Source organism: Hymenobacter frigidus, from assembly GCF_014640435.1.
Classification (GTDB): Bacteria; Bacteroidota; Bacteroidia; order Cytophagales; family Hymenobacteraceae; genus Hymenobacter; species Hymenobacter frigidus.
Genome location: NZ_BMGY01000084.1, coordinates 1 through 5,207, shown reverse-complemented (window position 1 = coordinate 5,207; position 5,207 = coordinate 1). Strand labels below are relative to the sequence as shown.

At 63.1% G+C, this 5,207-nt stretch carries 3 protein-coding genes; all 3 read left to right on the top strand.

What is annotated here, in order from left to right; genetic code table 11:
- Positions 1-259 precede the first annotated feature (259 nt).
- From IEW17_RS20430 to IEW17_RS20420, 3 genes are read left to right on the top strand one after another with little or no spacing between them, the layout of a single operon-like run.
- Positions 260-1,519, top strand: coding sequence for an efflux RND transporter periplasmic adaptor subunit (locus tag IEW17_RS20430; protein ID WP_188563916.1), 1,260 nt, complete (start codon positions 260-262; stop codon positions 1,517-1,519).
- Positions 1,520-1,558: 39 nt separating this feature from the next.
- Positions 1,559-2,242, top strand: coding sequence for an ABC transporter ATP-binding protein (locus IEW17_RS20425; protein ID WP_022821726.1), 684 nt, complete (start codon positions 1,559-1,561; stop codon positions 2,240-2,242).
- 22 nt (positions 2,243-2,264) lie between these two features.
- Entirely contained in the window at positions 2,265-4,625 is a 2,361-nt protein-coding gene (locus tag IEW17_RS20420) for an FtsX-like permease family protein (RefSeq protein ID WP_188563915.1), read from the top strand.
- The last annotated feature ends 582 nt before the right edge of the window (positions 4,626-5,207 follow it).

Genomic DNA, 5,207 nt, shown 5'->3' with positions numbered 1-5,207 from the left:
CCCGTCCCAACCCAGGCCACATAAACCGTGCAGGCTTCGAAAAATACTGCATTTCAGTCGGCCAGGTCGTTTTCTGCCCGTCAATAGATTCAGACTGTATCAGAACCGAACGGTCAACTGTATCAAAACCGGACGCTCGGCGGAAGCTGGCAACCAGGACTTAAATCAGACTGCTGATTAACAATGGTTTGTGATAAAGGCACCGTTCTTGGCACCTCTGATCAATAGCTTGTTGCTGCTATTCCCTGCGCCGAACCGAATGGATGTCCTGATACCGAAGAAAAAGTGGTCGTTTGTCACCCGCTGGTGGTGGTTGGGGGCCCTGGTGCTGGCGGGCACGGGAGTGGCCGGCCTCTACTGGCCCCGGCCGGGCCAACGGTTGCACGTCGCGGCCAGCCGGCTGACCATCAGTTCCGTTACGTGGGGTAATTTTCAGGAATTCACGGCCATCGACGGGGTAGTGCAGCCATTGCGAACTGTGTACCTGGACGCAGTGGAGGCCGGCACGGTGCAGCAGGTACTGGTGGAAGAAGGTACGACCTTGACGGTTGGCCAGCCGTTGCTGCGGCTGGCCAACCCCGACCTGCAGCTGGAAATGGTGAACCGCGAAACGGCCGTGTACGACCTGATGAACAACTTGCGCAACACCCGCAACCAGCTGCTGCAAAACCGCATCCTGCGCCAAAACCAGCTAGCCGACATCGACTTTCAGCTGGCCGAGGCCCGGCGGGTGTTCGACACCAACCAGGTGTTGTACGACCAGAAAGTCATTGCCCGGCAGGACTACCTCCAGAGCCAGAACGCCTACCGCTACCAGCTGCGCCGGCACCAGCTCACGCAACAGACCCTGCGCCAGGACTCGGTGGCCATGCAGCAGCAGCTGGGCACCATGCAGGAATCGGTGCGGCGCATGACCAGCAACCTGGCCCTGATGCGGCGCAAGATGGACGATTTGCTGCTGCGGGCCCCGGTCGGCGGGCGGCTCAGCTCGCTGGCCGCGGAAGTGGGCGAGGCCAAAACGCGGGGGCAGCGCCTGGGGCAGATTGACGCGCTGGCGGGCGTAAAACTACACGCCGCGGTGGACGAGTTTTACATTGCCCGCATCGGAGCCGGTCAGGTGGGCGAAGTGGTGGTGGATGGCCAGGCGTATGCCTTGCGCGTGACCAAAATCTTTGCCCAAGTGGCCAAAGGCCTGCAAATCGACCTGGCCTTTACCGGTACCCCGCCACCGGGCCTGCGGCGGGGCCAGACCCTGCCCATCCGGCTAGCGCTGAGTGCGAAGGCCCCGGCGGTGCTGCTGCCCAAAGGCGGCTTTTACCAGCAAACCGTGGGCAATTGGGCGTTCAAGCTGGGGGCAGATGGTGGCAGGGCCCAGCGGGTGGCCATCCGGCTAGGGCGGCAGAACCCCGACTACTACGAAGTGCTGGCGGGCCTGCAACCCGGTGACCGGATCGTAACCTCCAGCTACGAAGGCTACGCCGACCAACAGGAACTGGTGCTGGACAACCACCAGCCGTAGGATTCTTAATAACTACTTGGCCCAAAAAGACAAATGTTCATGATTAAAACCGAAAACCTGGAGAAAGTGTACCGCACGGAGGAGGTGCAAACCAAGGCGCTGAACCACGTCTCGCTGACGGTGGAACAGGGGGAGTTTGTGGCCATCATGGGCCCCTCGGGCTGCGGCAAATCGACGCTGCTCAACCTGCTGGGCCTGCTCGACGAGCCCGACGGCGGCAGCCTGCAACTGCTGGGCACCGAAACCAGCCGCTACTCGGAGCGCCAGCGGGCCGAGCTGCGCAAGCGCAGCCTGGGCTTCGTGTTTCAGAGTTTCAATCTGATTGACGAGCTGACGGTGTTTGAGAACGTGGAGCTGCCCCTGCGCTACCTCGGCGTGGGGGCCGCCGAGCGGCGGCAGCGGGTGGAGCAGGTGTTGGAGAAAATGCAGCTGCTGCACCGGCGCAACCACTTTCCGCTGCAACTCTCGGGCGGGCAGCAGCAGCGCGTGGCCGTGGCCCGCGCCGTGGTGAACGCCCCACCGCTGCTGCTGGCCGACGAGCCCACCGGCAACCTCGACTCGGCCAGCGGCCACGACGTGCTGGGCCTGCTGACCGAATTGAACGAGGCGGGCACCACCGTGCTCATGGTCACGCACTCCGAGCACGACGCCCGGTACGCCCGGCGCGTCATCCGCCTGCTCGACGGGCAGGTGGTGCTGGAAAACAGCCGCAGCCAATTCTAACCGCTTTCCTCCTCCTTCGGCCATGCTTCCCTACCCCTTGCTGCTCATTTACCGCAACTTTAAGCGGTTCAAAAGCACGTTCTTTATCAACCTGATTGGCCTCTCGACCGGCCTGGCCGGCGCGCTGCTCGTCTACCTGTGGATAAGCGACGAGCGCAGCTTCGACCGCTACCACGCCCTGGACGGCCGGCTCTACCAGGTGATGGAAAACCGACGCACGGCCGCCGGTATTGCGACCCAAACCGGCACCGTGCCGCTTCTGGCCGAGGCCCTGCGGCGGGAAATGCCGGAGATTGAATTCGTGGCCACGACCACGCCGGTCCCGTTCTTCCCCCCGTTCACGCTGGCGGCGGGCGGGCGGCAGCTCACCGCCGTCCCCAAATACGCGGACCCGGCCTTCTTCCAGCTGTTCTCCTACCCCCTGCTGGTGGGCACCCCCGCCACGGTGCTGCGGGACAAACACGCCATTGTCCTCTCCGAAGCCCTGGCCACCAAGCTCTTTGGGTCGCCGCAGCGCAGCCTGGGCAAAGCCGTGGAGTGGCAACTGGCCGCCGATAGCACGCAGACCAGCCTGGTGGCCGGGGTGTTCGCCGGGGTGCCCCGCAACTCGTCCGAGCAGTTTGACTGCGTGCTGCCGTTTGCCTCGTTCAAGGACCGGATGCAGATGGGCGAAACCATCAAGTGGGACGACGACGGCCCCTTCAACACCTACCTGGCCTTGAAGGAGGGCGCCGACCCCGCGCAGTTTCAAGCCAAGCTGGCGGGTTTGTTGAAGTCCAAAAGCGCGCAGGCCCAGGCTCGGGGGCGCACGCTGTTTGTGCGGCCGTTCTCGGCGGCGTACCTGCACGGCACCTACGAAAACGGCGTCGCCACCGGGGGGCGCATTGCCTACGTGCGGCTGTTCGCCCTGATTGCCGGGCTCATTCTGGTGATTGCCAGCATTAATTTCATGAACCTGTTCACCGCCAAGGCCTCGCGGCGGGTCAAGGAAGTGGGCATTCGCAAGGCCCTGGGGGCGAGCCGCGCCGCGTTGGTGGGGCAGTACCTGACGGAATCCGTGGTGATGGCCTTGCTGGCCCTGGTCGTGGCCGTGGGGCTGGTACAGCTCGTGCTCCCGCAGTTCAGCGCGCTGACGGGCAAGCCGCTGGCCTTGCGGTGGGAGCCGCAGCTGGTGGGGGCCAGCCTGGCCCTGGCGCTGGGGACGGGGCTGCTGGCGGGCAGTTACCCCGCGTTCTACCTGTCGGGGTTCCAGCCGGCGGCCGTGCTGAAAGGCAAGCTGCCGACCAGGGCCGGCGACGTGTGGACGCGGCAGGGCTTGGTCGTGCTGCAGTTCACGCTCTCGGTGCTGTTCATCGTGGCCGTGGTAATGGTCAACGCGCAGCTGGCGTTTGTGCAGCGCCAGCCGCTGGGCTACGACAAGGCACACGTGCTCCGCTTTGATGCTGCCGGCAAGGCGGCGCGCCAGCTGGCGGCCTTTCTGGCCGAGGTGAAGAAATTGCCCGGCGTCGTGCAGGCGTCCAGCGTCTTGGGCGGCTTCCTGGGGGGGCGCTACGTCGCGGAGATGAGCTGGCAGGGGAAGCGCCTGCCAGTAGCGACGATGCTGGTCAACTACGACCTGGTGGAAACGATGGGCCTGCACCTGGTAGCCGGCCGCAGCTTTGCGCCGCAATTCCGCGCCGACAGCGCCGCCATCATCGTCAACCAGGCCCTGGTGGCCGGCCTGGGGATGCCGGACCCCGTGGGCCAACGGCTCGACGGGGCCCGCATCGTGGGCGTGGTCCGCGACTTCCACTACGAGTCCCTGCACGAAAAAATCAAACCCCTTCTCCTCTGGCTCGACCCCCAGATTAACACGGTGCTAGTGAAGCTCCAGCCCAACGCGGAGCAGGCCACGATTGCGCGGCTGCAGCAACTGTACGCGGCCTACAACCCCGGCTTTACGCTCGACTACACGTTTCTGGATGCCGACTACCAAGCGCAGTACGTGGCCGAGCGGCGGGTCGCCGTGCTCGCCCGCTACTTTGCCGGGCTGGCCATTCTCATTTCCGCCCTGGGCTTGTTGGGGCTAGCAGCCTTCACCGCCGAGCGGCGGCGCAAAGAAATCGGCATCCGCAAGGCCTTGGGCGCGAGCGAGCTGGGCATTGTCTGGATGTTAACCAGCAGCCTGACCTGGCTGGTCGTCGTGGCCATCGTACTGGCGCTGCCCCTGAGCTACCTGCTACTGCAGCGGTGGTTGGAAGGCTTTGCCTACCGCGTGGCGTGGCAGTGGTGGTACTTCGCAGCCGCCGGGATGGGGGCCCTGCTCATTGCCTGGCTTACAGTAAGCGTGCAGGCCTGGCGAGCCGCCCGCCGCAACCCCGTGCTGAGCCTGCGGGCAGAGTGATAGGCAAATAGGTTGGGCGTTCTGGATTACTAAAAGATAGGCGACCAACCCCGCTGCCGTTGCATGCAGGCGGAGACATGCTCCAAGACCTCTGGTTCCGCACTGTTGACTTTCCGCGACAATCACCAGTCCTCCGATGCCGGTAGCGTTTCTGAGTGTCGGTAAACTTCTGCAATCAGCACAGATAAGTGCCAAGCCCTAATTAAACGAACAATGAATTCGGTATAATCACTTGGCTATGAGAACAAAAGCTGACAGCTATTAGCTAAAAGCTAGTGGCTTGGCACTTACTACTGTTGAACTTATGTGAACATACAAGCTTCGCAATGTTCCGCTTGCCTACCCGACCGCAGGTAGCTCGCCCATACTATGGCCAGTATTGACTCGTAGGATTTCACCCTGCCCGAAGCCGTTGCGCCGGCCAACTGCGTCCTTTGCGCACCCTCATCCCCCAGGAAGCGTCGCTTAGTTAATGCCGCCAAGCCAAACACCCTCCCAGGCCTAAACAAACAGGATTTTTAGAGCGGTTTCCTGTTCCGTGTACAGATTTTCACCTATTTTTCGGTATGAAAGCGTATTCGA